Genomic DNA, 21,256 nt, shown 5'->3' on the forward strand with positions numbered 1-21,256 from the left:
CGGGCCGTGTCCACCTTGTGCGCAGCCTTCACGAATTGCACGCGCTGTGATCTAGAACACGTCCGAATTTCAACTGCTCATGGGATACGGGCGGTTGTGGCGACTGCTACCTTCCCGTCCGATTGTGCCGTCGATCAGTCGGATCGAACGGCCCTCACTACTTCCAACTTCAACTTTCGAGTTTCACAGGGGGATGAGCGATGCCGCGCTTCGGCATGCGCCGATCCGGGCGACTTTCACGGACACGGGCGACCGTCCCGCTGATCGTGGCCCTGACGGCGTCCCTTCTGGCAGTGCCGGCGGCCCAGGCCGCTCCGGCGAAGCCGGACTTCGACAGAATCTGGCAGCCTCCGAAGACACCGCTGCCGCACACCGCCTCGATATCCGGGATCCGGGCCAAGAAGCGCGACCCGGTGGCCCCGCCCCACGCCGTGCCGAAGCGGGCCACGGCGGCCCCCGCCGCGCCGGCCGTCACGGCGCTGAGCGGCACCGCGCTGCCCACGACGGCCCCCGCCCGCGCCGGCCGCCTCCCCGTGTGGGTGGGCCCTGCCACGAAGGGCCCCAAGGCCCCGCTGCCCGCGGTGACCGTCGTACGCAACGACAGCAAGGCGGCCCGCGCCGCCGGCGTGCACGGCCTGCTGTTCTCGGTCGCCGCGGTCGACGCCGCGACCAGCCGGGACGCGCACGGCACGGTTCCGGTCAAGGTCGGCCTCGACCTGGCCGAGCTCCAGCGCGCCACCGGCGGTCAGTTCGCCGCGCGCGGCCGCCTGGTGGCGCTCCCCGCGTGTGCCGCGACCACCCCCGAGGTGGCGTCCTGCCGGGTCCGCACCCCGCTGGCCACCCGCTACGACAAGGCCACCGGGCGGCTGACGGCCGACCTCGCCGTGCCGGCCGTGGCGCCCGCGCCCGCCCGGGTCACCGGCGACGCGGACCGGTCGCCGCTGCTCACGTCGGCGAGCGGCGCGAGCGCCCCGAGCAGCGCCCCGAGCAGCGCCCCGATGCTGCTCGCCGCGGAAACCGGCTCCTCGGGCGGTGGCGGCGACTACAAGGCCTCCGGCCTGAACCCGTCCTCGGCCTGGGCCGCGGGCGGCTCCTCGGGCGCGCTGACCTACAGTTACCCGTTCCAGCTGCCGCCGGCCCTCGGCGGCCAGGCGCCGTCCCTCGCGCTGGGCTACGACTCCTCCTCCGTGGACGGCCGCACCTCCGCCACCAACGCCCAGGCGTCCTGGATCGGCGACGGCTGGGACCTCAACCCCGGTTTCATCGAGCGCACCTACAAGCCCTGCGACAAGGCGGGCATCACCGACTCCGGTGACCTGTGCTGGGCCGGCTTCAACGCGAGCCTCTCGCTCGGCGGCCACTCCGGGCCGCTCGTCCGGGTCGCCACCGGCGCGGCCGGCACGGACGCGGCGACCGGTGTGTGGCGGCTGAAGAACGACGACGGCACGAAGATCGAGTTCGGCTCCGGCGCCGCCAACGGCGTCCAGGACGGGGCCTACGCGAAGGTCACCGACCCGGCCGGCACCGTCTACTACTTCGGCGTCAACCACCTGCCCGGGGGCGACAAGAGCGATCCGGCGGCCAACTCCGTCTCCGGCGTGCCGGTGTACTCCGCCAAATCCGGCGCCCCGTGCTACGACGCGGCCAAGGGCAAAGCCTCCTGGTGCACGATGTGGCAGCGCCTCCAGCTGGACTACGTCGTCGACGCCCACGGCAACCTGACGACGTACACGTGGGCTCCCGAGACCAACTACTACTCGCGCGGCGGCGGCCAGAACCCGGGCGCCGGCACGCTCACCGCGTACACCCGCGCCAACACCCTGGCCTCGGTCGCGTACGGCCAGCGCCTGTCCGATCAGGTCGCGGCCAAGGGCGGCCTCCAGCCCGCCGTCCGGGTCACGCTCGGCACCGCCGAGCGCTGCGTCGAAACGGCTGTCTGCGACCCCTCGCAGCGCACCGAGGCGAACAAGAACAACTGGCCCGACGTCCCGGTCGACCAGGAGTGCAAGAGCTCCGGCACCTGCACCGTCCTCGCGCCGACCTTCTTCACCACCCGCCGGCTGGCCTCCGTCCTGACCCAGGTCCGGGTGAACAACGCCTGGCAGGACGTGGACTCCTACGTCCTCAAGCACTCCTTCCCCGACCCGAAGGACGCCACCAGCCAGAAGGCCCTGTGGCTCGACTCGGTCCAGCGCACCGGCAAGACCGGCAGCCCGGAGATCACGCTGCCCGCGGTGACCTTCGTCCCCGTGATGCTCGCGAACCGGGTCGACGGCACCGACCTCGTCCCCGCGCCGCCGCTGATGGACCGGCCGCGCATCCAGCAGATCAAGAACGAGACCGGCGGCGTCCTCAACGTGGACTACAACCTGCCGGCCTGCTCGCGCCGCAACCATGTGATGCCGCCCGCCGAGGACGACAACACCATGGCCTGCTATCCGGTCCGCTGGACCCCGCCCGGCTCGGTCGTCGGCTCGGATCCCGTCCTCGACTGGTTCAACCACTTCACCGTCGCCTCGCTCACCGAGAACGACACCACGACCGACGCCCCGCAGAAGATCACCGGCTACGCCTACGGTCCGGCCGGCTGGCACCGGGACGACGGCGAGTTCACCGAGGCCAAGTCCCGTACCTGGGGCGAGTTCCGCGGCTTCGCCACCGTGACCGCCACCACCGGCAGCGGCAACGACGGCCCCAAGTCGCAGGTGCGCACCACCTACCGGCAGGGCATGAACGGTGACGTCCGCAAGGACGGCTCCACCCGCAGCGTCCAGCTCACCGACGCCCTCGGCCGGTCCGTCACCGACCACGACTGGCTCAGCGGCCAGACGCTTCAGAACGAGACGTACGACCAGGCGGGCGGCAGCGTCGTCAGCCGCAGCGTCACCGGCGCCTCGGGCGAGGTGACGACCGCGACCCACGTGCGCGGCTCCGGCCTGCCGGACCTCGTCGCCCGGTACAACGCCACCACGACCACCGTCACGGCCGAGGGCAAGAAGGCCGACGGCAACTGGCGGTCCACGGTCACCACCACGACCACCGACCCCGCGCACAACAACCGCGCCGTCACCACCCTGGAGCAGGCCGAGGGCCTGCCGGACCTGTGCTCGCGCCTCGGCTACGCCGCCGGGCCCGATCCGCAGGTCACCAGCCTGGTGTCGGAGAAGCTCGTCGTCTCCGGCACGGACGCCTGCACCGCCGGCGCGACCGCTGCCAACACTGTCGCCCGGACCCGTACCTCCTACGACAACCTGCCGAACGGACAGGCCGCCGCCACCGGCGACGCGACGAAGCAGGAGATCCTGGACCGGTACGAGACGGACGGCACGCCCTTCTTCGTGCCGACGGCGATCACCGCGTACGACGCCTACGGCCGGACCGCCTCGGTCAAAGACCCGAACAGCAAGGACACCCAGCACCCGGTCGGGGCCGTCACCACGACGACCTACACGCCCGCGGCGACCGGTGAGCTGCCGTCCACGCTGACGGTCGCCGCCCCCGTGCCCGGCGCGACGAGCACCTGGGACAGCGTCACCACGATGGACGTCCGGCGCAACCTGCCGCTGACCGTCAAGGACCAGAACCTCAAGACGACCACGGAGACGTACGACGCGCTCGGCCGCCTCACCGGCGTCTGGCTGCCCGGCCGCACCCCCGCGGCCAACCCGAACGCCAACATGACGTTCGCGTACGGGGTCTCCAACCAGAGCGGCGTCCCGTCGACGACCACCACCAACAAGCTGATGAAGGACGGCGAGACGCCGGTCTACGTCAAGAGCGTCGACATCCTCGACGGCTTCGCCCGGACCCGGCAGACGCAGACGTCACCGGCCAACCCCGCCTACACCGGCCGGCTGGTCTCCGACACGCTGCTCGACTCGCAGGGCCGCACGCGAACGGCCAACGCGCCCTGGTACAACGACGTCTCGGGCCCGACCGGCACGCTGCTGCCCTCGGCCGAGAGCACCATCCCGTCGCAGACCCGCACCACCTACGACGGCCAGGGCCGCGCGGTGGTCACCGCCTCCTGGTCGCTGGGCGTGGAGCAGTCCCGTACCACCACCGACTACAAGGGCGTCGACCGGACCGACGTCGTGCCCCCCAAGGGCTCCGCTCCGACCACGACCGTCGCCGACGGCCGCGGCCACACCTCGGAGCTGTGGCAGTACACCACCCCCACCGCGACGGGCCTGCCGGCCGACGCCACCATCACGCGCTACACCTACACGGTGGACGGCAACCCGCTCACCCGTAAGGACGCGGTGGGCAACACCTGGTCGTACGGCTACGACCAGCGCGGCCGCCAGATCACCGCGACCGACCCTGACACCGGCACGACCACGCAGACGTGGGACACCGCTGGACGGCTCGGCAGCACCACCAACGGCAAGAGCCAGACGGTCACCTTCACCTACGACCTGATCGGCCGGAAGGCCGGCATGTTCGACGGCACCGCCACGACCACCGACAAGCAGCTCGCGGCGTGGACCTTCGACACCGCGACGGCCGGCAAGGGCAAGCCCGCCTCGTCGACGCGGTACGTCGGCGGCACCGGCGGCCAGGCGTACACCACCAAGATCAAGGGGTACGACGACGGCTACCGCGCCACGGGATCGACGATCACGATTCCCGGTACGGACGCCGGACTGACCTCGGGCACGTTCTCGTACACCACCAGCACGGTGTACGACAAGATCACCGGCAGCCCCAAGGAGACGGTGCTCCCGGCGCTCGGCGGCGTCCCGATGGACGACATCGTGTACTCGTACAACGACTACGGCCAGATGTTCAAGTACGCGGGCGCCACGACGTACGACACGCAGACGGAGTACGACGCCGTCGGACGTCCGATCCGCTCGACCGTCAACCCGTGGGCCACGCAGGTCGTCTCCACCACCGACTACGACCAGGCCACCGGCCGGGTCAAGCAGCAGTTCGTCGACAAGCAGACGTCCACCACGGGCGCCGTCCAGCAGACCGGCTACACCTACAACGACTCCGGCCAGATCACCTCGATCACCGGCATCGCCGACAACACCCCGTCCCAGACCGACCGCCAGTGCTTCACCTACGACGCGCTCGGCCGGCTCACCACCGCCTGGACCGACACCGGCGGCCTGACCGCCCCGGAGACCGGACAGACCCAGGACCAGGGCGGCTGTGCCACCGCCACGCCGACCCCCGCCACCATCGGCGGCCCGGCACCGTACTGGCAGGACTACGGCTACGACCTGACCGGCAACCGCACCAGGCAGGTCAGCCATGACCCGGCCGGTGACACCACCAAGGACGTCACGACCACTCAGACGTTCAACGCCCCCGGCACCGTCAACACCCCGACCACCGCGCCCACCACGGGCGGCGGCACCGGCGGTCCGCACGCCCTGCTCACGTCGACGGCCAAGACCGCGACGACCACCAACAACGACAACTTCCAGTACGACGCGGTCGGCAACACCACGTCCTTCCGCGCCGGCAAGGCCGGCACCAGCAGCCTGAACTGGAACAGCGAGGGCAAGCTCGCCTCGCTCGCCACCGCCACCCAGATCAAGGGCATCGGCGGCAAGTGCATGGACATGCCGGGCGGCAGCACCAGCAACGGCAACCCGGTCCAGATCTACACCTGCAACACCGGCGCGGGCCAGCGGTTCGCCACCGCCGGCGACCGGCTCTCCACCGGCAACAAGTGCCTGCAGGCCATGGGAACCGTGGCCGGCTCGCCGGTCCAGATCCAGCCCTGTGACGGCACCGCCGCCCAGACCTGGACGGCACGCCCCGACACCACCTTCTACAACCCCGCCTCCGGCCGCTGCCTCGCCGTCCCCGGCGACGTCACCACCGACGGCACCGCCCTCGTCCTCGGCGACTGCGCCACCACGGTGCCCGCCGGACAGAAGTGGACGGTCCCCGACACCACCACAACCTACGTCTACGACGCGGACGGCAACCAGCTGGTCCGCCGCAACCCGGGCAAGACCACGATCAGCCTCGGCACCGACGAGCTGACCGTGGACACCGCCTCCGCCAACAAGACGCAGACCGGCACCCGTTACTACCCGATCCCCGGCGGCATGACCATCGTCCGCACGGGCGCGGGCACCGCCACCGGAGCGTTCGTCGTCCAGATCGCCGACCACCACGGCACCGACGGCCTCAGCATCGACCTGTCGACGCTGACCGCCACCCGGCGCACCACCGACCCCTTCGGCAACGCGCGCGGCACCCAGCCGTCGGCGTGGGCCGGCGACAAGGGCTTCGTCGGCGGCACCAAGGACATTACGACGGGCCTGACCAACCTCGGCGCCCGCCAATACCTGCCCACCGCGGGCCGATTCGTCAGCACCGACCCGCTGTTCAACAGCGCCGACCCGCAAAGCTGGAACGGCTACGCGTACGCGGACAACAACCCCGTCACCAACTCCGACCCGGACGGCCGGCAGTGCGTCCACGGCGCGCCGGGCGGCGGCCCCGACGGCAAGTGCGCGGGCGCGCCGGGTGACACCGACGGTGTCATCGGTGACTACTCCAACAACTGCGTGTGGGACTACTGTGCCGCGGACGCCCAGGAGCTGGAGGAGAACGCCGACAAGGCGGGCTACTGGAACCGCTCCCGGGGCGAGCGCAGCCCCGGCAACGAGCACATGTCGCAGGCCAAGAAGGCCTGGAACGCGGCCCGCAAGGCGGAGCGCGTGGCCCGGGAGCGGGCCGCGGCGCGACTGCTGGGTGCGCAGCGCTGGCAGACGGCGGAGGCGTACATGTACGCCGAGATCATGCGGAACCTGAAGTCCGGCGCCTTCAAGTCGATGTACAACGGCCTGCACGAGGACGGCGGCAATCCGCTGGGCAGCAGCACCGGATGGATCATCGCCACGGGCATCTGGGTGGACAAGGTCCGTGCGGGCGCCGACTGGGACCACAAGCCGAAGCTCAAGTCGATGATGCACCTGCGCACGGAGCCCGACTTCTACTTCAAGGTCCCCGGCGCCGACGACGAGGACTACTACGACGTCTGGTCGAACGTGCACTACGGCTTCGTGGGCGCGGCGGCGGGCTTCGACCAGAAGTATCTGGAGGACGGCGCCACCGCGGCGTTCCCCGGCGCCAAGATCCTGGTCGGCGACACCGACACCGGTGACCGCGTCAGCGTCCGCCAGGGCATCGAGATGTTCAAGAAGTACGGCACCAGCATGACCCAGGAGCAGTTCCACCAGGGCGTGCTGGACACCGTCGCCGCGATGAAGCAGGCGGGCGCCGGACAGGTCCGGTCCGCCACCGGTTGATCCGGCACCTTCCCAGCACGACCCGGGCGGCGGGTGCCCGCACTTCGGTGGGGGCACCCGCCGCCCGGCGTTTCGCCCGGCCGCCGTCAGACGCGGTCAGACCCGGTCGGCCGCGATCAGCACGTACTGGAACGAGCCGTCCCTGTACGACTTGATGAACGCCTCCTCGGTACCGGTGACCAGGGAGGACGTGGCCCGCAGCTCCCAGTGACGCCGGCGAGTGGGCCGACGCCCGCGGAACTCGGAGCCGCTGTGCTTCGCCCGGCCTGGATCACCGGCCGTTGCCGGCGCTGTGACGGCGACGGCCTCGCGGTGATGACGGCTCGCCGACCGCCTCCAGGGCCTCCTGGACCGTCTTGATCTGAGCCGACCTCGATCCAGTCGCCCCGCAGAAGGGCCCGCACAGCTGAGGCTGTGCGGGCCCTTCCGGCTACTCTCCACTTTGCGGAAGCTCACCGGCCAAGATCTTCAGTGCCCTCCTAGCGGGGCGTCTCCCGTCTCCCAGGTGGGAGATCGGTGGGAGAGAAGTGGGAGATGATCACGGCTCGCGGATGCGGGCAAGCGCTAAAAGGCGCTGGACAGCGCTAGATTCACCTGTCTGGTCAGCCGGCGGACTCGCCCGCGTGCGGGCTGAGGACGCCCGCGCCGACCAGGACGAGCAGCAGGATGCCCAGGATGATCCGGTAGATCACGAACGGCATGAACGACTTCGTGGTGATGAACTTCATGAACCAGGCGATGACCGCGTATCCGACGCCGAAGGCGATGAACGTCGCGAAGATCGTCGGCCCCCACGACACATGCCCCTCGCCCGCGTCCTTCAGCTCGAAGACACCCGAGGCGAGCACCGCCGGGATCGCGAGCAGGAACGAGTAGCGGGCGGCGGCCTCGCGGGTGTAGCCCATCAGCAGACCGCCGCTGATCGTGGCGCCCGAGCGGGAGACGCCGGGGATCAGGGCCATCGCCTGGCAGAAGCCGAAGATCAGGCCGTCCTTGACGCCGAGTTCCTTGAGGGACTTGCGCTCCCTGATCGCCCGGTGCTTGCCACCCACCTCGTCGCGGGCGGCGAGGCGGTCGGCGATGCCGAGGACGATGCCCATCACGATCAGGGTGGTCGCGATGAGTCGCAGGTCGCGGAACGGGCCCTCGATCTGGTCCTTGAAGGTCACGCCGAGGACGCCGATCGGGATGGAGCCGACGATGACGAGCCAGCCCATCTGCGCGTCGTGGTCGCCGCGCATCGACCGGTTGGTCAGCGAGCGGAACCAGGCCGAGACGATCCGGACGATGTCCTTCCGGAAGTAGATGAGGACTGCGGCCTCCGTGCCGATCTGGGTGATGGCGGTGAACGCCGCACCCGGGTCTTGCCAGCCGGCGAACGCGGCGGTGAGCCGCAGATGCGCACTGGAGGAGATCGGCAGGAACTCGGTCAGTCCCTGAACGAGGCCGAGGACGAACGATTCGAACCAGCTCATGGGGCTTTGGCCATCCCGGAAGTGATCGTGCATCGGACGACGGCCCGCAGGGCCGTCGACAACGTGCGGATTGCGGTCATATGAGGGGTGGGCCACGTCGGGCCCGGTGATCGTCTGTAATGCGCGGGCAGCGTATCGTCCTTGGGTGAACAGGGGTACGACTGCCCCCGCACCCACCGTCGACCCCCGGTGGTGTCAGGGGCACCGCAGACCGGCTCACCGGCTCAGTCCGCGGCGAGGCGGTGCCGCTTGCGCCAGGCCACGACGGCCGCGCCGACGCCCGTCAGCACGATGAAGCCCATCGCCGCCAGGAACGCGGGCGATGTCGGGGACGAGGCCTCGCTGCCCGCGACGACGTAGGCGGCGGTGTTCGGGATCGAGCCGAGCCCGGTGGCCACCAGGAACGGCGGATACCCCATCCGCGAGACCGCGGCGCAGTAGTTGGCGGCGGCGAACGGCACCCCCGGGAAGAGCCGCAGCGCCAGCATCGAACGGAAGCCGTGCCGGCTCAGCTGCCCGTCCGCAGCCTTCAGCCAGCGCCCGCGCACCAGCGTACGGAGCGCGTCCTGCCCCAGCACCCTGCCCAGCCCGAACGAGATGCCCGCGCCGAGCACCGTGCCCGCCAGGGCGCCTGCCAGACCGGCCTGCGACCCGAACAGCGCACCCGCGGCGAGGTTGAGGAGCGGCCGTGGCACGAACGCCACAGTGGACAGGCCGTACGCGAGGCCGAACAGCAGGACCGATGCGCCGCCACCGCTCAGCTGCGCCGGCCAGCCATGGGCCAGGAGGCGCTGGGGATCGAGGAGCAGCGTGGTCGCCGCGGCGGCCAGCAGCACGGCCACGAGCAGCGAGAACCGGGACCAGGGCGAGAGCAGCGCCCTCGTGCAGCGCACGGCGAGGCCGGCGGCGGGCCGGGCGGCGGGGACGGGGTCGAGCATTCGGGGAGAGTAACCGACATCTGCTGGTGATCGCCGTAATGTGCACCGTATGAGCCCCGCAGCCGAAGCCGCTCCCGGCGTGCCGCCGAGCGAGCTCGCCGACACCGTGCTCGCGCGTCTGACGGTTCTCTACCCCACGGCCGCCGACCCTGGGCGGGCCGCCTCCGCCGCCGCGTACATGAAGCACGTCGCCCCGTTCCTCGGCATCCCCACCCCGCAGCGCCGGGCCCTGTCACGCACGGTCCTGGACGGCACCGGGCGTCCCGACGAGGCGGACTGCGCGGCCGTCGCCCTGCGCTGCTGGAAGCTGCCCGAGCGGGAGTACCAGTACTTCGCCGCCGACTATCTGCGCCGCCACGTGCCCCGTTGCTCCTCCCGGTTCCTGCCCGTCGTACGGCACCTCGTCTCCACCGTCCCCTGGTGGGACACCGTCGATGTGCTCTCCGCCCATGTCGCAGGACCGCTCGTCGCCGCCGACCCGGAGCTGAAGGCGGTGATGGACGAGTGGATCGAGGACGACAACCTGTGGATCGCCCGCACCGCCCTGCTGCACCAGCTGCGCTACCGGGACGCCACCGACACCGAACGGCTCTTCGGCTACTGCCTGCGCCGGGCGGATCACCCCGACTTCTTCATCCGCAAGGCGATCGGCTGGTGTCTGCGCGAGTACGCCAAGACCGATCCGCGGGCTGTAAGGGGCTTCGTCGACGGCGCCCGGGACCGGCTCTCGCCGCTGTCCGTACGCGAAGCCATGAAGCACCTCTGAGGCGAGGTCGGCGCCGAACTCCCTTTCCGGGCCCGGTGGAAAACCATTCGACGGGGCCGCGGCCGTCGGCCATGATCGGACCCATGTTCCGGTACGCCTTCCTCGCAGCGCAGTCCGCAGTCGCGGACGCGCCGAAGGCTGCCGTCATCCCTTCCTTCCTCGCTGCCGCGGCAATCACCGCGGCAGCAGCCGCAGTCGACGCAGCAGCGTTCACCGCTGCCGCAGCGCCCATCGGCGGCGCCCGAAGCTGACCCTCCCCCGACAGTCCGGCGGACCCCGTGAGGGGAGGGTCGGCGGGGCCCTGGGGTCTTCTCTCTCAGCTTCGAGTTTCCAAGGAATGAGCCATGCCCAAGACTGCATACGTGCGCACCAAGCCGCACCTCAACATCGGCACCATGGGCCACGTCGACCACGGCAAGACCACCCTGACAGCCGCCATCACCAAGGTCCTCAGTGACCGCGGCACCGGCACGTTCGTCCCGTTCGACCGCATCGACCGGGCGCCGGAGGAGGCACAGCGCGGCATCACCATCAACATCGCGCACGTCGAGTACGAGACCGACACCCGGCACTACGCGCACGTCGACATGCCCGGTCACGCCGATTACGTCAAGAACATGGTCACCGGCGCCGCGCAGCTCGACGGGGCGATTCTCGTCGTGTCCGCGCTCGACGGGATCATGCCGCAGACCGCCGAGCACGTCCTGCTCGCCCGCCAGGTCGGCGTCGACCACATCGTCGTCGCCCTCAACAAGGCCGACGCGGGCGACCCGGAGTTGACCGACCTGGTCGAGCTGGAGGTCCGCGAGCTGCTCTCCGCGCACGGCTACGGCGGCGACACCGTCCCCGTCGTCCGCGTCTCGGGACTGAAAGCGCTGGCCGGCGACCCGCGCTGGACCGCGTCCGTCGAGGCATTGCTGGACGCCGTCGACATGTACGTACCGATGCCGGTGCGCTACACCGACGCGCCGTTCCTGCTTTCGGTGGAGAACGTCCTGACCATCACCGGCCGGGGCACGGTCGTCACCGGAGCCGTCGAGCGCGGCACCGTACGCGTCGGCGACCGGGTCTCCGTGCTCGGCGCGGACATCGAGACGGTCGTCACCGGCCTGGAGACCTTCGGCAAGCCGATGGAGTCCGCGCAGGCCGGTGACAACGTGGCGCTGCTCGTACGCGGGGTGGAGCGCGACCGGGTCCGCCGCGGCCACGTGGTGGCGGCGCCCGGCAGTGTGACGCCGAGCCGTCGTTTCACCGCGCAGGTGTACGTCCTGTCGGCGCGGGAAGGCGGCCGGACCACGCCGGTCACCACCGGCTACCGGCCGCAGTTCTACATCCGTACCGCGGACGTCGTCGGGGACATCGACCTCGGCGAAGCGGCGGTGGCGCGCCCCGGCGACACGGTCACCATGACCGTCGAACTGGGCCGCGACACCCCGCTGGAGTCCGGGCTCGGCTTCGCGATCCGCGAGGGCGGCCGCACGGTCGGCGCGGGCACCGTCACCGGCCTGCTCTGATCCGGGCACCGGGCCCGCCTCCCGACCCCGCGGGAGGTGGGCCCGGCGCCATGCGCGAGACTGACGGAATGGCAGGCATTGCATTGGTGCTCGGAGCAGGCGGTGCCACCGGCGGCGCCTGGGAGACCGGAATCCTGCACGGGCTCGCCGAGGCGGGCGTGGACCTGTCCACCGCGGACCTCGTCATCGGAAGCTCCGCCGGGGCCCTCGTCGGCGCCCAGCTCGCCTCCGGACTGCTCGGCCTCCCGGAACTGTACGCACGTCAGCTGGCCGATCCGCAGGGCGAGACCGGTGGGAAGCTCGGCACCGCCAACTTCATGCGCTACGCCCGGGCGGTGCTGACCTCGCGTACCCCGGAGGCGTACGGCCAGAAGCTGGCCCGGATGGCGCGGGAGACCCGGACCGCAATCACCGCCGCCGAACGGCAGGAGCTGATCGCGAGCCGGCTCCTGTCGCCCGACTGGCCCGAGCGGCAGCTTCGGATCACCGCCGTCCGCGCGGACACGGGTGAACTCCACATCTTCGACAAGGACAGCGGTATCCCGCTCGCCGACGCCGTCACCGCCAGCTGCGCCGTCCCCGCCGTCTGGCCGGTCGCCACCATCGACGGGCAGGGCTGGATCGACGGCGGGGTGTACTCCCCGGCCAACGCCCATCTGGCCGCAGGGTATGAGCGCGTCGTCGTCATCGCGCCGACGGCCAGTGGCAACAAGGTGATCATCTCCCCCCGGTCCCAGGCCACCGACCTCGAAGCGAAGGGCGCCCGGGTCGCGGTCATCACCCCGGACGCGGCCGCCAAGAAGGCATTCGGCCGCAATGTGCTCGACCCGAGCCGCCGGGCGGCCGCCGCCCGCGCCGGACTCGCGCAGTCCGCGGCGCACACCGAAGCGGTCGTCGCGGTCGTCGGCAGCTGAACCGGCACCCCACAATGGGGGAGTGAACGAGCCGATACCCGTGATCCGAGACGTGGACCAGGGCACCGCCAGACTCCTTCCCGACGTGGACCGGGACCGGGCCTGGCTGCTCACGGTCGACGGCGCACCCCAGTCGTACGTCGACCTCGACGATCCGGTCCACCTGGAATTCGAGTACGCCCGCCGGCTCGCCCATGTCCTGGACTGTGCCGCGGAACCGGACGCGCCTCTCGACGTACTCCACCTCGGCGGCGGCGCCCTCACCCTGCCCCGCTATGTCACCGCGACCCGGCCGGGTTCCCGGCAGGTCGTCGCCGAGGCCGACCTGGGCCTGCTCGCCCTGGTCGCCGAGCAGCTGCCACTCCCCGACGACAGCGGCATCACCGTGCACGGCACCGACGCCCGCGGGCTGCTGGAACAGACGCCGCCCGGCACCGTCGACGTCCTGATCGCGGACGTGTTCGGCGGATCGCGCGTGCCCGCGCACCTCACCTCCGTCGAGTACGCGCAGGCGGCCGGGCGGGCTCTGCGGGACGACGGCATCTATGCCGCCAACCTCGCCGACGGCGCACCCTTCGCATTCCTCCGCTCGCAACTGGCCAACTTCGCCGCCGTCTTCGAAGAACTCGCGCTGATCGCCGAACCGGCGGTGCTGCGCGGCCGGCGCTTCGGGAACCACGTCCTGGTCGCCTCCCGCAGCCCCCTCGACACCGCGGCCCTGGCCCGCCGCTGCGCCGCAGACGTCTTCCCCGCCCGGGTCGAGCACGGCGCCGGTCTGGTCCGGCTCATCGGCGCGGCACGGCCGGTCGGGGACGCCGACGCTGTCGCCTCACCCGAGCCGCCCGACGGTTCCTTCGGCATCGGCTGACAGTGTCTTGCCCGACGCAACCTCGATGGTTGCGGTCCGGCGGGTGAGGTTGCGTACGTCGGGTACGAACAGCACGGCCCCCGTGCAGAGCACGACCAGCGCCGCGCAACCCCACAACGCCTGACCGCGCCCGATCAGGTCCTCCACCGGACCGGCGACCGCGGTGGCCAGCGGCAGCATCGCCACCGATCCGAACCAGTCGTACGCCGATACCCGCGACAACTTCTCCTCCGGGATCTCCTGATGCAGGGCCGTCATCCAGGAGACGCCGAACACCTCGATGGTCACGCCGCTGACGAACATCACCACGCTGAGCCCGGCCACCGGCAGCGGCACCGCCAGCGCCGCCGACGGCAGGGCCAGCGGGAAGACGCAGAGCGTCCCGGCGAGCAGGAGCCGCCGGGGTTTCCAGCGCATCATCAGGAGCGCCCCGCACAGCGTGCCGACCCCGAACGCGGCGAGCGCGAGTCCCCAGGGGCGGGCGCCGCCGAGCTCGTCCCGGGCGACCAGTGGCCCGTACACCGACTCGGCAGCACCCACCACGGCGACCACCACCGAGAACTGCGCCACGATCGACCACAGCCAGGGGCGGCCGATGAACTCCTGCCAGCCCTCGCGCAGATCGGCCAGGAGTCCGCCGCCCGGCTCCCGCGCCGGGATGTGGGCGACATCCAGGAAGGCGCGCAGCGCACCGGCCGCCGCGAAGGCCGCCGCGTCGACGGCCAGCACCCAGCCCGGATTCATCGCCGCGATCATGGCACCGCCGAGCGCGGCACCACCGATGGCGGCCCCGTGCATCGACATCCGGAAGAGCGCGAAGGCGCGGCCGGCCTGTTCGCCACTGACACTGGACATCAGCATGCCCTCGGCCGCCGGGTTGAAGAACGCCTGTCCGGTACCGCACAACGCGGTGAGCAGCATCATCTGCCACAGCTTCGGGTCGCCGGCCAGGACCAGCCAGGCGAACGCGGCCTGCGAGACACAGTTGAGCGCGTTCGCCGCCACCATCACCCGGTGGCGCGGCACCCGGTCCGCGATGGCGCCGCCGATGAGCAGGAACAGCACCAGCGGCGCGGTACGGGCGGCTGCCACCAGGCCGACGTCGCCGCCGTCGCCACCGGACTGCAGAACAGCGAACGCCGCCGCGATCAACGCACCGTGGGTACCCAGGCCGGTGATGATCGCGGCGGCGGTCAGCAGACTGTAGTTGCGGCCGGCCCAGGCGGGGCGGCGGATGCGGGGACGGGGGGTGCCGGCAGGAGTCACCGGGGAACTATCGCTGCCGGGCCCCCGCCCTGCCAAATGCTTTACCGGAGCAGGGGGAGCAGGGGGAGCAGGTCAGGAGGCGGTGACCTCGGTCAGCCGCACCGTGCTGAGGATCTTCATGATCGTGGCGTCCGGAAGCTCGTCCTTGACGGAGTCGGCACCGTAGAGGACCCAGGAGGAGAAGTCACCGTTCTTGTTCTTGAAGGTGAAGGCGAAGGTCTTGCCGTCCGAGTCGCACTTCTTCTTCTTGGTGACGTTGGGGGCGGTGGCCGTCACGAGGCTGCCGGTCAGACCCGACTGGGTGGTGTACTTCTTCGCCTTGCTGATCTTGATCGTCTTCTGCGGCATGTGCTGCGCATAGGCGGCCCATGCCCAGGTCCCGGCCTCGCTGCGGGCGTTGGCGTCGGCGTCCGTGGCACCCTCGGCGCCGCGGGTGCCCGCACTGGCCAGGCTGTACTCCTCCTTGGTGCCGTCCTTGTCGGCGTCGTCGACGCACCACTTGCTCTGGAAGTACGCCGGCGCGGAGAAGCCGATGAGCGGCGAGCCGTCGCCCTTCTTGTCGTCCTCGAAGAACGAGCTCGTCCCGGGCGACCCGACCTCCCAGTCACCGGGTACGTCGAACTGGGTGCCCCACTTGGGGTTGGTGACGACCTTCCAGCCGGCGACGAGGGGCTTGGCTTCCCCGTCGGTGCCCCGAGGGTTCGGCACCGCGGAGGACGTGTCGGCGGACGGCTTCGCGGGGGACGACGACGGTCCGTCGTCGGCGACGTCGCTGCCGCCCTTGTTCATCACCACGACGCCGGTGACCACGGCGGCCACGACCACAGCGGCGGCTGCGACGATCGCGACGACGGTCGTCTTCTTCTTGTTGTCGCCCCCGGGCTGCGGTGCACCGGGCGGGCCCGAGACCGCGTACTGCGGCACGGTGGGCTGCTGGTACGGGTTCGGCTGCGGGTATCCCGGCTGCTGCCCCGGCCGGCCATGCTCCTGATATCCCGGCTGCTGATAGGGATTCGGCTGCTGGTATCCCGGCTGCTGGTACGGGTTCTGACTCTGGTCCTGCGGGTTTTGCTCGCCCCCGGGCGGCTGCTGTCCTGGCCACATGGCGAGTAACCATAGAGGGGCGGCGGCCGGTCGACTACGCCCGCCCCCCGTGAAGGAACGGTCAAGGCGGTGGCCACACGGATGCCGAGGGGGATCGTGCGGGCGTGATCCGGGGATGGCCAATCACTTCTACCCGTGAGTAACCTTCCGCTCATGAGTACTGAACAGATGACAGTCGGAGACATGCTCCTCGCGACGGTTCCGATGGCCAGGACCCTCAACCTCGAGTTCCTCGAGACGACCTCGGAGCGCGCGGTCGTCCGGATGCCGGACCAGGCCGACTACCACAACCACGTCGGCGGACCGCACGCCGGAGCGATGTTCACGCTCGCGGAGTCGGCCAGCGGCGCGATTGTCATCGCCGCCTTCGGGGATCAGATGTCCCGTGCCGTACCGCTCGCCGTGAAGGCGGAGATCGGCTACAAGAAGCTGGCGATGGGCGTCGTCACCGCCACCGCGACACTCGGCCGGCCGGTGGCGGACGTCGTCGCCGAACTCGACGCGGGCAAGCGGCCCGAATTTCCCGTCGCCATCGAGATCCGGCGTGCGGACGGCGCGGTCACCGGCGAGATGACCGTCGTGTGGACGCTCCGGCCGAACGCCTGAGCGGCCTGCCTCCCCAGCTGGGCCGTCCCACCCCATCGAGGGTGCGGGGCGGCCCATCGCGCTGTCCGGGCAGATGGCACGACAGGTAGGCTGCCCGCCGTGCGCCGAGGAGTTGCCCGGCGGGCGACGGCACATCAGCACGGGAGGAACCGGCGTTGCACATCCAGGAGTGGCTGGAGACAGTCCCCGCGGTCAGCGTGTACGTCCTGGTGGGCGTCGTCATCGGTCTGGAGAGCCTGGGCATTCCGCTGCCGGGCGAGATCGTCCTCGTCAGCGCGGCGCTGCTGGCCGCCGGACACAGCGGCATCAACCCGGTGATCCTCGGTGCCTGCGCGACCGCCGGGGCGGTCATCGGGGACTCGATCGGATACGCCATCGGCCACAAGGGCGGCCGGCCGCTCCTCGCCCGGCTCGGCGGGAAGTTCCCCAAACACTTCGGCGAGGACCAGATCGCCCTGGCGGAGCGGTCGTTCCAGAAGTGGGGCATGTGGGCGGTGTTCTTCGGCCGCTTCGTCGCGCTGCTGCGTATTTTCGCCGGACCGCTGGCCGGCGTCCTGCGCATGCCGTACTGGAAGTTCCTGATCGCCAATGTGCTCGGTGGCATCGTCTGGGCGGGCGGGACCACGGCGGTTGTCTACTCGGTCGGAGTCGTCGCCGAGGCCTGGCTCAAGCGGTTCTCCTGGCTCGGCCTGGTGGTCGCCGTGCTGGTCGGGCTGACCTCGATGCTGGTCCTCAGGAACCGGGCCAAGAAGGCGGCGGCCCAGTCCGCCGAACGTACCGTGGCCGAGCCGGGGACCGTACCGGCAGCGGACTGAGTCCGGGCGGCCTGGCTCACCGGGCCGCCCGCTCGTCCGTCACTCAGAGCCTGTCGGGTGACCTCTGATCGGGCGGCCACGGCGTGGTACCAGACGCTGGAGCCCGCGGCCAGGGTCACCTCGCCGATCACGACCGACGTCGGCGCGGTGAACGCGTCCGCGTCGATGTCCGGCTTGTGGCCGCCCATACCCGTGATCAACGCCTGCTCTGCCATCGCCCGTTCCTCCATGTCTCCGACCGTGGTTGTCCGTTCGCGCCAGGGGAACCGTATGCGACAGCCGGGCGGCCGCCGGTGAGTGGGGTGAACATCACAAGAGGCCGCGGTGACCGGGCCGGGTGTGCCGACTACGGTGAGCGAGTGCCCAAGAACAGCAACACGTTCTCCTCCCTCACCGCCTGGCGACGGCGCCTCCTGTCCCGAGCCGTCCACCGCGGCTGGCGTGCGGTACAGGAGGCCGGCGCGATCACCGCGGAACACCCGGGCGGGCTGCGGTTCGGCCGTATCGGCGAGGGGACCCGGCTGGCGTTCCCCCAGGGCACGGTCTTCGGGGAGCCGTGGATCGAGCTCGGCGACCACTGCATCATCGGCGAACAGGTCACCCTGACCGCCGGACTCATGCCGGATCTGGACCTCGGCTCGGAACCCATCCTGAGCCTGGGGGACGGGGTGGTGCTCGGCCGCGGCAGCCACGTCGTCGCCGACACCACGGTGGCCATCGGGTCGAACACGTACTGCGGACCGTACGTCTACATCACGTCGACGAACCACAGCTACGACGATCCGCACGAGCCGGTCGGCCGGCAGTGGCCGCGCATGGAGCCGGTCACCATCGGACCCGGCTGCTGGATAGGCACGGGTGCGGTGGTCCTGCCGGGAGCCAGGCTCGGGCGCAACGTGGTGGTCGCGGCGGGCGCGGTGGTCCGTGGCGAGGTGCCCGACCACGCGGTCGTGGCCGGTGCACCCGCACGCGTCGTACGCAGCTGGGACCCGGAGAAGGGCTGGCAGCCGCCCCTGCGCACACCCGCCCCGGTGCCGATCCCGGCGGGCGTGACGCCCGAGCAGCTGCTGGCCGTCGCGGAACTGGAAGACAGCTGAGGGCTGTCCCGTCATCCCTGGTGGATCAGCGCACGGCGTCGGATACGGTGCATCGCAAGGCGGAGGAGCGTCCTCATACTGGGCGTATTCGGATGTTCCGACAACGCGGCGAGGTGCCGTAGCTGTCGTCGTGCGCCCACCAGGGATTACGGGACAGCCCTTGGGGTCTTTCGTTCGGATCAGGCTGGATCAGGGAGCGGGGTCCGGCCGGATCCGCCGGACACCCCTGGCGCGAGTCCGCCGCCTACCCGGTGGCGAGCAGCACCGTTCCCACCAGCGTCAGGCCGGCCTCTGCCGCCTGCGCTGTGCGCAGCCGCTCACCCAGCACCCCGCGCGCGGCCAGGGCCGTGACCACGGGATAGAGCGAGGCGAGTACGGCGGCCGCGGTGACCGGGCCGTACTGCGCGGCGATCGAGTGCGTGCCGTTGGCCGCGACATCGGCGAGGCCGTGCCTCGCCGTACAGTGCGATGAACGAGTGGGTGCAACACACCGTAGTGCGGTATTTTCGACTCTGTCATTCATAATATTGGACGGAACGTGTCTGATCTCGACCAGCTCACGCAGTCGCTCGCGCGCAACCTCAAGCGCTGGCGCGGCGAACGCGGCTTCACCCTGGACGCCCTCGCCGCCCGCGCGGGCGTCAGCCGAGGCATGATCATCCAGATCGAGCAGGCGCGCACCAACCCGAGTGTCGGCACCACCGTCAAGCTCGCCGACGCGCTGGGCGTCAGCATCACCACCCTGCTCGACTACGAACAGGGCTCCCATGTGCGGCTGGTGCCCGAGAGTCAGGCGGTGCGCATGTGGTCCACCGAGGCGGGCAGCTCCACGACCCTCCTCGTCGGTACGGAGGCCAGGGGTCCCCTCGAACTCTGGTCCTGGCGCCTGATGCCCGGCGAGGGCAGCGCCTCCGACCCGCATCCCGAAGGCACCGTCGAACTCCTGCACGTCACCACGGGCGTACTCACCCTGGTCGTCGACGGCGAGGCGCACTCCGTACCCGCAGGCACCTCCGCCACCTTCGAGGCACACCACCCGCACGCCTACCGCAACGACGGCGCCGAGCCCACCGAACTCACCATGGCGGTCTCCATCCCTCCGGCGCGCTGAGTTCACCGGCTGAGACGGCCAACCGGGCCCCGCGCAGGTCTTGTTAAGTTGCATCCATGCGCGCACCCATCGGCTCCTTCGAGAACGCCGGCCCAGCCGTCGACCGTCTCGGCCTCCTCACCCCACCGGTCGCCAAGGCCGTGAGCGACGGGTGGGGCGACGTCCCCGCCGACCGGATCCTCCACGTCGACACGGACCCGGAGATCGCGGACACGGCGGCCTTCGTCGAACACCACGGTGCCGAGCTGCTCGACAGCTCGGCCAACTGTGTCGTGGTGGCGGGCAAGCGCGGTGGTGACGTCACCCTGGCTGCCTGCGTCGTCCTCTCGCGCACCCGCGTCGACGTGAACGGGGCGGTCCGCAAGCACCTCGGCGCCCGCAAGGCCTCCTTCGCCCCCATGGACACGGCAGTCGGCGAGACCGGCATGGAGTACGGGGGCATCACCCCGATCGGGCTACCGGGCGAATGGCCCCTGCTGCTCGATCCCGCGGTGGTCGACCAGGAATGGGTCCTGATCGGCAGTGGGAGTCGCCGGGGCAAGCTGATCGTCCCGGGCAAGGCCCTGGCGTCGCTGCCGAACGCGGTGCTTGTCGAGGGGCTCGGCATCGAGGTGTGAGGCGGGTCGGGCAGAGCGCGCAAACCGGGGACGGGCCGCCGGGTTACGGCTGGGATCCCCGCAGCGACGGAAGCCGACGGGTCGCGAAGTCGACCGCGTCGGTGAAGTCGAAGACCCGGCCGGTCGTCGAGCCCACCGGGCCGGTGCGTACCGCCGCGCCGTTGTCAGTGCGGGCGAACTCCGCCCCGAGCGCGGCGAAGTCGCTGTCGTCCAGTGCCACGTCCTCGTACTCCCACCAGTGTCGTCTGCCCCGGGTCGTCACCACGCAGCGGTAGGTGCGGCGCGGCGGGGTGGGGACGCGGTACTCGCCGAGGTGGAACGCGGTGCAGGAGTCGAACCCGGTGCCCAGCAGCAGCACTTGAGCCCGTACGTCGTAGAGGCAGGCCAGCGGTGAGTCCTCCCCGAGGTGACAGTCGGGGCGGTGCTGTGCGACCAGCTTGTCGGCGAGGGGGCCGAGGGCGGCGAACGAGGTCTGGGGATGGCTGCTGCGTGCCGCCCCCGGGGTCAGCCGTACGGTCTCCGCGAGACGGCCCATCGACGGTGCGGCCGTGGTGGCGGGGTCGAACGGCGGCATGCTCGCGCGGACCGCCTTCCGGGCGTGGTCGGCGAGGCCGCGGACCCGGTTGCGGTACTGGGGCGAGGTGTCGGAGTTCTCCGGTGTGAACGACGGGACGATCAGGGTGCCGTCCTCGCCGAGCGCGTCCCGCAGCGCACCGATCACGGCACCGGCCCCGCCGCTGACCGCTCCCACCGCCCGCATCGACGCATGCACCAGGAGGACGCCGCTCCGCTCCACGCCGAGCCGGGACAGCTGAACGGCCAGCCGGCTTCGGCGGTGGGCGACGTTCACGGCACTCGGCGCACTGTTGACAGTCACAAGGGGGC

General features: G+C 71.0%; 16 protein-coding genes and 3 pseudogenes. 11 read left to right on the forward strand and 8 right to left on the reverse strand.

What is annotated here, in order from left to right; genetic code table 11:
• The first annotated feature begins 293 nt into the window (after positions 1 to 293).
• Positions 294 to 7,280 (forward strand): ricin-type beta-trefoil lectin domain protein, encoded by a 6,987-nt coding sequence (locus ACGFSA_RS25805; RefSeq protein WP_393308039.1) that lies wholly within the window; start codon positions 294 to 296, stop codon positions 7,278 to 7,280.
• Between the two features lie 96 nt (positions 7,281 to 7,376).
• Here ACGFSA_RS25805 and ACGFSA_RS25810 read toward each other — a convergent pair.
• The 3 genes and pseudogenes from ACGFSA_RS25810 to ACGFSA_RS25820 form a co-directional block, all read right to left on the reverse strand.
• Positions 7,377 to 7,490 (reverse strand): annotated as a pseudogene (locus ACGFSA_RS25810) (SAM-dependent methyltransferase); the annotation flags it as partial.
• 392 nt (positions 7,491 to 7,882) lie between these two features.
• Positions 7,883 to 8,755, reverse strand: a complete 873-nt coding sequence (locus ACGFSA_RS25815) for an undecaprenyl-diphosphate phosphatase (RefSeq protein ID WP_393308041.1) — start codon at positions 8,753 to 8,755, stop codon at positions 7,883 to 7,885.
• Positions 8,756 to 8,979: 224 nt separating this feature from the next.
• Complete coding sequence (locus tag ACGFSA_RS25820; protein ID WP_393308043.1) at positions 8,980 to 9,693, reverse strand: TVP38/TMEM64 family protein; 714 nt, start codon at positions 9,691 to 9,693, stop codon at positions 8,980 to 8,982.
• A 49-nt stretch (positions 9,694 to 9,742) separates the two neighbouring features.
• Between ACGFSA_RS25820 and ACGFSA_RS25825 the strand changes: the two genes are divergently transcribed.
• From ACGFSA_RS25825 to ACGFSA_RS25845, 5 genes are all read left to right on the forward strand, one after another.
• Positions 9,743 to 10,459: a DNA alkylation repair protein gene (locus tag ACGFSA_RS25825; protein ID WP_393308045.1), complete on the forward strand. Its 717-nt coding sequence runs from the start codon at positions 9,743 to 9,745 to the stop codon at positions 10,457 to 10,459.
• 83 nt (positions 10,460 to 10,542) lie between these two features.
• On the forward strand, positions 10,543 to 10,710 hold the full coding sequence (locus ACGFSA_RS25830) for a hypothetical protein (RefSeq protein WP_393308047.1): 168 nt from the start codon (positions 10,543 to 10,545) through the stop codon (positions 10,708 to 10,710).
• 93 nt (positions 10,711 to 10,803) lie between these two features.
• Positions 10,804 to 11,973 (forward strand): elongation factor Tu, encoded by a 1,170-nt coding sequence (tuf, locus tag ACGFSA_RS25835; protein WP_393308049.1) that lies wholly within the window; start codon positions 10,804 to 10,806, stop codon positions 11,971 to 11,973.
• Between the two features lie 68 nt (positions 11,974 to 12,041).
• Entirely contained in the window at positions 12,042 to 12,887 is an 846-nt protein-coding gene (locus ACGFSA_RS25840; RefSeq protein ID WP_393308051.1) for a patatin-like phospholipase family protein, read from the forward strand.
• A 22-nt stretch (positions 12,888 to 12,909) separates the two neighbouring features.
• Positions 12,910 to 13,755, forward strand: a complete 846-nt coding sequence (locus tag ACGFSA_RS25845) for a spermidine synthase (RefSeq protein ID WP_393308053.1) — start codon at positions 12,910 to 12,912, stop codon at positions 13,753 to 13,755.
• Here ACGFSA_RS25845 and ACGFSA_RS25850 read toward each other — a convergent pair.
• Positions 13,717 to 15,021: an MFS transporter gene (locus ACGFSA_RS25850; RefSeq protein ID WP_393308055.1), complete on the reverse strand. Its 1,305-nt coding sequence runs from the start codon at positions 15,019 to 15,021 to the stop codon at positions 13,717 to 13,719. The two genes, ACGFSA_RS25845 and ACGFSA_RS25850, sit on opposite strands and share 39 nt — an antisense overlap.
• 72 nt (positions 15,022 to 15,093) lie before the next feature.
• On the reverse strand, positions 15,094 to 16,125 hold the full coding sequence (locus ACGFSA_RS25855) for a hypothetical protein (RefSeq protein ID WP_393308057.1): 1,032 nt from the start codon (positions 16,123 to 16,125) through the stop codon (positions 15,094 to 15,096).
• Between the two features lie 168 nt (positions 16,126 to 16,293).
• On the opposite strand from ACGFSA_RS25855, the gene ACGFSA_RS25860 reads away from it, so the two are divergent.
• Both ACGFSA_RS25860 and ACGFSA_RS25865 read left to right on the forward strand, forming a co-directional pair.
• Positions 16,294 to 16,731, forward strand: coding sequence for a DUF4442 domain-containing protein (locus ACGFSA_RS25860; RefSeq protein ID WP_393308130.1), 438 nt, complete (start codon positions 16,294 to 16,296; stop codon positions 16,729 to 16,731).
• 155 nt (positions 16,732 to 16,886) lie between these two features.
• Positions 16,887 to 17,546 (forward strand): DedA family protein, encoded by a 660-nt coding sequence (locus ACGFSA_RS25865; RefSeq protein WP_393308059.1) that lies wholly within the window; start codon positions 16,887 to 16,889, stop codon positions 17,544 to 17,546.
• A 77-nt stretch (positions 17,547 to 17,623) separates the two neighbouring features.
• On the opposite strand, the pseudogene ACGFSA_RS25870 reads toward ACGFSA_RS25865, so the two are convergent.
• Positions 17,624 to 17,761, reverse strand: a pseudogene (locus ACGFSA_RS25870) (gamma carbonic anhydrase family protein); the annotation flags it as partial.
• A 144-nt stretch (positions 17,762 to 17,905) separates the two neighbouring features.
• Between ACGFSA_RS25870 and ACGFSA_RS25875 the strand changes: the two are divergent.
• Positions 17,906 to 18,643 (forward strand): acyltransferase, encoded by a 738-nt coding sequence (locus ACGFSA_RS25875; protein ID WP_393308061.1) that lies wholly within the window; start codon positions 17,906 to 17,908, stop codon positions 18,641 to 18,643.
• A 244-nt stretch (positions 18,644 to 18,887) separates the two neighbouring features.
• On the opposite strand, the pseudogene ACGFSA_RS25880 reads toward ACGFSA_RS25875, so the two are convergent.
• Positions 18,888 to 19,091 (reverse strand): annotated as a pseudogene (locus ACGFSA_RS25880) (EamA family transporter); the annotation flags it as partial.
• 90 nt (positions 19,092 to 19,181) lie between these two features.
• Between ACGFSA_RS25880 and ACGFSA_RS25885 the strand changes: the two are divergent.
• Together ACGFSA_RS25885 and ACGFSA_RS25890 are read left to right on the forward strand one after the other, a co-directional pair.
• Positions 19,182 to 19,754, forward strand: a complete 573-nt coding sequence (locus tag ACGFSA_RS25885; protein ID WP_393308063.1) for a helix-turn-helix domain-containing protein — start codon at positions 19,182 to 19,184, stop codon at positions 19,752 to 19,754.
• A 56-nt stretch (positions 19,755 to 19,810) separates the two neighbouring features.
• The gene (locus ACGFSA_RS25890) at positions 19,811 to 20,371 is read left to right on the forward strand and encodes a YbaK/EbsC family protein (protein ID WP_393308065.1); all 561 of its coding nucleotides are present in this window, start codon (positions 19,811 to 19,813) and stop codon (positions 20,369 to 20,371) included.
• Between the two features lie 43 nt (positions 20,372 to 20,414).
• Here ACGFSA_RS25890 and ACGFSA_RS25895 read toward each other — a convergent pair whose 3' ends face one another.
• Complete coding sequence (locus ACGFSA_RS25895; RefSeq protein ID WP_393308067.1) at positions 20,415 to 21,248, reverse strand: aminoglycoside N(3)-acetyltransferase; 834 nt, start codon at positions 21,246 to 21,248, stop codon at positions 20,415 to 20,417.
• Positions 21,249 to 21,256 lie beyond the last annotated feature (8 nt).

The organism is Streptomyces sp. NPDC048496 (assembly GCF_043200055.1).
In the GTDB taxonomy this organism is placed as follows: Bacteria; Actinomycetota; Actinomycetes; order Streptomycetales; family Streptomycetaceae; genus Streptomyces.

Bases quoted from the DNA above. Each gene is read 5' to 3' on its own strand.
- ACGFSA_RS25830 (WP_393308047.1), top strand. From the start codon at position 10,543: ATGTTCCGGTACGCCTTCCTCGCAGCGCAGTCCGCAGTCGCGGACGCG.
- tuf (WP_393308049.1), top strand. From the start codon at position 10,804: ATGCCCAAGACTGCATACGTGCGCACCAAGCCGCACCTCAACATCGGC.
- ACGFSA_RS25855 (WP_393308057.1), bottom strand. From the start codon at position 16,125: ATGTGGCCAGGACAGCAGCCGCCCGGGGGCGAGCAAAACCCGCAGGAC.
- ACGFSA_RS25840 (WP_393308051.1), top strand. From the start codon at position 12,042: ATGGCAGGCATTGCATTGGTGCTCGGAGCAGGCGGTGCCACCGGCGGC.
- ACGFSA_RS25825 (WP_393308045.1), top strand. From the start codon at position 9,743: ATGAGCCCCGCAGCCGAAGCCGCTCCCGGCGTGCCGCCGAGCGAGCTC.
- ACGFSA_RS25815 (WP_393308041.1), bottom strand. From the start codon at position 8,755: ATGAGCTGGTTCGAATCGTTCGTCCTCGGCCTCGTTCAGGGACTGACC.
- ACGFSA_RS25860 (WP_393308130.1), top strand. From the start codon at position 16,294: ATGACAGTCGGAGACATGCTCCTCGCGACGGTTCCGATGGCCAGGACC.
- ACGFSA_RS25820 (WP_393308043.1), bottom strand. From the start codon at position 9,693: ATGCTCGACCCCGTCCCCGCCGCCCGGCCCGCCGCCGGCCTCGCCGTG.
- ACGFSA_RS25890 (WP_393308065.1), top strand. From the start codon at position 19,811: ATGCGCGCACCCATCGGCTCCTTCGAGAACGCCGGCCCAGCCGTCGAC.